Genomic DNA, 4,445 nt, shown 5'->3' on the forward strand with positions numbered 1-4,445 from the left:
GCCCGCCGGTCTTCTTCTCGCGCCGCAAGCTGGTGGAAAAGACGCTCGAGCGCTGGAACAGCGAAGCCCTCGGCCGCGCGCTGAACCGGCTGCAGACGGCTGTGCTGCAGACGCGCAAGCGGCCCGACCTGTCGGAGGCGCTGGCCCGTCAGGCGCTGCTCGGCATCGCGGTGGAAAGCGCGAGATTGGCGCAGAGGTAGGCGATCAGCCAACCTCCCCCTGTGAGGCGATTGGCCGGCGCCTTCGGCTATCGCGGGCGCCGCAAAAAAGAAGAGGCCGGCGCAGCGGCCGGCCCCCTTGTTGTGCCTATCACCAATATATCAGCCCAGATCTAAACTTAATCGAGAACTTTATTAGTCGGCTAATTTCATGTAAATCAGCAATTTATCGGTCGTCCTTCAGCCGCCGGCACAACTCATCGAGCTGATCCAGCGACCGGTAGTCGACCCGCAGCGTGCCGCCCTTGGCCTTATGCTCGATCGAGACAATCATGCCGATCGTGTCGGTCATCAGCTTTTCCAAGGCCAGCGTGTCGGGATCCTTTTCCGGCGCGCTCGGCGCGGACCTTACTTTGGCGGGTGTCGGTCCCGCGGGCATTTGCGCCAACGCCTCGGCCTGACGCACCGAAAGCCCCTCCTCGACGATGCGCTTGGCGAGCCCCGCCGGATCGCCGGCTGTGACCAGCGTGCGGGCATGGCCGGCCGACAACGCGCCGTCGACCAGCATGTCGCGGATGACGTCAGGCAGCTTCAGGAGCCTTAGCGTGTTGGCGACGTGGCTGCGGCTCTTGCCGATCACCTGGCCGAGATCGGCCTGCGTGTAGCCATGCTCGTCGATCAGCTGCTGATAGCCTTGCGCTTCTTCGACCGGGTTGAGATCGGCGCGCTGCACGTTCTCGATGATTGCGAGCTCCAGCGCGGTGCGGTCGTTGACGTCGCGCACGATGAGCGGGATTTCGGTCAGCCCTGCGCGCTGCGCGGCGCGCCAGCGCCGCTCGCCGGCGATGATCTCGTAGCGGCCGGGCTGCAACGGCGAGGGCCGCGCCACCACCGGCTGCACCACGCCATGCTCTCGGATCGACTGGGCGAGGTCGGTGAGTTCGGCGTCGCCGAAATGCCGGCGCGGGTTCTTCGGGTTCGGACTGACGAACTCGATCGGCACCTTGCCATCCGCCGCGACCGCGCTCGGCTTTTCGGCCGCTGCCGGACGATCGATCTCGCCGATCAGCGCCGCGAGGCCGCGGCCCAGTCTTTTTCTCGATTGGTCTTCGCTCATTATTCCGTCCAGATCGTTTCGGAGTCGAATCGGCTACTGATTAGTGAAATTCGGCCTGCGCTATTCAGGCGGCGCGCAGCTTGCGCTCGCGGCGGATCACTTCCGAGGCAAGCTGCAGATAGGCCTGGCTGCCGGAACATTTGAGGTCGTAAAGGATTGCCGGCTTGCCGTAGGAAGGCGCCTCGGAAACGCGCACGTTACGCGGGATGATCGTCTCATAGACCTTGTCGCCCATATGCGCGCGCACATCCTGCACCACCTGGTTGGCGAGGTTGTTGCGGCCATCGAACATGGTGAGCACGATGCCTTGGATGGTGAGGTCAGGATTGATCGTGCCGCGCACCTGCTCGACCGTTTCGAGCAATTGGCTAAGGCCTTCCAACGCGAAGAACTCGCATTGCAGCGGCACCAGAACGGAATCGGCCGCCGCCATTGAATTCAAAGTCAAAAGGTTGAGCGACGGCGGGCAGTCGATCAGCACATAGCCGAACGGTGCCGCGCGCGCGGCTGCCGCACGCAGCGCATTGCGCAGGCGCAGCACCCGGTCTGGCGCCGAGGCGATCTCCATTTCGATGCCGAGCAGATCGAGGGTTGAGGGCACGATGGACAAACCCGGCACCGCGGTCGGCACCGCGGCCGCCTCCAGATCGAGCTCGCCGGTCAGCACGTCATAGGACGAGACGGTGCGATCCTTGCGTTCGATGCCGAGCCCGGTGCTGGCATTGCCCTGCGGATCGAGGTCGACGATCAGCACGCGCTCGCCGATCGCGGCCAGCGCCGTCGCCAGATTGATCGCCGTGGTCGTCTTGCCGACGCCACCCTTCTGGTTGGCAACGGTGATGATACGCGGTCCAGTTTTCATGGGTCGATGCCAGTGATTCATTGCGGGGTCGCCGGGTGCAGATCGGTGATTTCCAGAATGACGCCATGAGCGTCTGTCATGCTTGGATGTTCTACCAGATCGAAGGTCCAGCGGTGAGCGCTTTCTTCCACTTCGGCCCGGTAATCCCGGCCTTTGTGAAAAAGCGAACGCGCGCCCTTGGTCAGCCAGGGTGCGGCAAGATCGAGCAGGTCCGGAAGCCCCGTCAATGCCCGCGCGGTAATGACTTCCGGTGCAGAAACAAGTGGATAGCTGTCATCGATGCGTCGCGCCAGCACGCGCGCCGGTAGGCCGAATTGGCCGACGACCGATTGCAGGAACGACGCCTTCTTGCGGTTGCTTTCAACCAGATCGATCGTGGCGCCCGGCCGCTCTGCAAGCAGAAAACCGAGTACCAATCCGGGAAAGCCGCCGCCCGAGCCGAGGTCGACCCAGCGCATTGCGGTCGGCGCGATTCGCGCAAGCTGGGCGCTGTCCAGGATGTGGCGGCGCCAGACGTCGTCTAGCGTCGATGGCGCCGCCAGATTGATGCTGCGGTTCCATTTTTGAAAATGCCGCTCGAAGGCCTGCAGCCGCTCGAATGTTTCACGTGAAACCGGACCCGCTGCCTTCTGCAGGTCCGCCCAGGCATCGCCACTCACGCGACCGACCTTCGTGCAGCCAGCTCGGCATTGCGAACATGCGCGACAATGATCGCCAGAGCCGCTGGCGTCATCCCTTCCATGCGCTGCGCGTCGGCAATCGAGCGCGGCCGGCGTGCCTTCATCTTCTGCTTCAGCTCATTGGAAAGGCCGGGCACGTCCGCGAAGTCGATGGTCTCCGGAATGAGCCGCGATTCCTCGTGCCTGATCTGCGCCACGTCAGCCTGTTGGCGCTCGAGATAGACGGAATATTTCGCCTCGGTCTCAAGCCGCTCTGCCGTGTTGGGGTCGAGTTCGCCAAACCGTGGCTCGATCCGCGTCAGCCAGGCCATGTCGACGCCGGGATAGGCGAGAAGGTCGTAGGCCGAACGCCGAACGCCGTCCCGGTTGATCTCCAGTCCATGCCGCGCGGCTTCATTCGGCGTGAAGGCGATCGACTTTGCCAGCGAGCGGGCAGCGTCGAGCTTCACACTGATCGCGCCGAAACGTTGCATCCGCTCGGAGGAGACGATCCCCAAGCGGTCGGCCAGCGGCGTCAGCCGCTCGTCGGCATTGTCGGCGCGCAGCGAAAGCCGGAACTCCGCCCGCGAAGTGAACATGCGATAGGGTTCGGCGATGCCGCGGCTGATGAGGTCGTCGATCATCACGCCGACATAGGCTTCGGTGCGGCTGAGCACGACTGACTCGCTTGACGATGCCCTGCGCGCGGCGTTGATGCCGGCAAGCAGGCCCTGCGCGCCGGCTTCCTCGTAGCCGGTGGTGCCGTTGATCTGCCCCGCCAAAAAAAGCCCGGCGACGCGTTTCGTCTCCAGCGTCGGCTTGAGCTCGCGCGGGTCGACATGGTCATATTCGATGGCGTATCCCGGCTGCAGCATCGTCGCCCGTTCCAGGCCGGGGATCGTCTTCAACATGTCGAGCTGCACCTCTTCCGGCAGCGAGGTCGAGATGCCGTTCGGATAGACGGTGTCGTCGTCGAGGCCCTCCGGCTCGAGGAAGATCTGGTGACCCTCGCGGTCGCCGAACTTGACGATCTTGTCCTCGATCGAGGGACAGTAGCGCGGCCCAACGCCTTCGATCGAGCCGGAATACATCGCCGAACGCTTCAAATTGAGGCGAATCAACTCATGTGTCGCCTGCGTAGTGCGTGTGATACCGCAGTTGATCTGCGGGTTCGCGATGCGGTCTGTCATCAGCGAGAACGGCACCGGCTGATCGTCTGCAGCCTGGCCTTCCAGCGAGGCCCAATCGATGGTGCGGCCGTCGAGGCGAGGGGGCGTCCCGGTCTTCAGCCGCCCGAGCTTGAAACCGGCCCGCGCCATCGTCGCCGAGAGCCCATGGCTCGCCTGCTCGTTCATCCGGCCGGCGACGATCTTCCTCTCTCCTATATGGATTAGCCCGTGCAGGAACGTGCCGGTCGTCAGCACCACGGCGCCGCAGGCGAGCCGCCTGTCACCGGAGACCAGCACGGCCGCAACCCGACCGTCCTCGATCTCGAGGTCCAGGACTTCGCCTTCCACCACGTCGAGATTGGCCTGCTCGCGGATCGCCGCCTGCATGGCAAGACGATAGAGCTTGCGGTCGGCCTGGGTCCGCGGCCCACGCACCGCCGGGCCCTTGCGGCGGTTCAGCAGGCGGAATTGGATTCCGGC

Annotated in this window: 4 protein-coding genes and 1 pseudogene; 1 reads left to right on the forward strand and 4 read right to left on the reverse strand. The window is 64.3% G+C overall.

Annotation, left to right across the window (positions count from 1 at the left end; translation table 11 throughout):
* Nucleotides 1–200 (forward strand): annotated as a pseudogene (holA, locus tag EOA60_RS20335) (DNA polymerase III subunit delta); the annotation flags it as partial.
* A gap of 184 nt (nt 201–384) precedes the next feature.
* On the opposite strand, the gene EOA60_RS20340 reads toward holA, so the two are convergent.
* The 4 genes from EOA60_RS20340 to mnmG all read right to left on the reverse strand — a co-directional run.
* Entirely contained in the window at nt 385–1,275 is an 891-nt protein-coding gene (locus EOA60_RS20340) for a ParB/RepB/Spo0J family partition protein (RefSeq protein ID WP_095825115.1), read from the reverse strand.
* A gap of 64 nt (nt 1,276–1,339) precedes the next feature.
* Nucleotides 1,340–2,137, reverse strand: coding sequence for a ParA family protein (locus EOA60_RS20345; RefSeq protein WP_095825114.1), 798 nt, complete (start codon nt 2,135–2,137; stop codon nt 1,340–1,342).
* Nucleotides 2,138–2,154: 17 nt separating this feature from the next.
* Nucleotides 2,155–2,796 carry a 16S rRNA (guanine(527)-N(7))-methyltransferase RsmG gene (rsmG, locus tag EOA60_RS20350; protein ID WP_127335921.1) on the reverse strand — a complete coding sequence of 214 codons (642 nt, stop codon included), beginning with the start codon at nt 2,794–2,796 and terminating at the stop codon, nt 2,155–2,157.
* Nucleotides 2,793–4,445, reverse strand: a 1,653-nt coding sequence (gene mnmG, locus EOA60_RS20355) for a tRNA uridine-5-carboxymethylaminomethyl(34) synthesis enzyme MnmG (RefSeq protein WP_128311794.1), incomplete at its 5' end; no start/stop codon positions are given. The genes mnmG and rsmG, both read right to left, overlap by 4 nt.

The organism is Mesorhizobium sp. M1A.F.Ca.IN.020.06.1.1, from assembly GCF_004023265.1.
Lineage (GTDB): Bacteria > Pseudomonadota > Alphaproteobacteria > Rhizobiales > Rhizobiaceae > Mesorhizobium.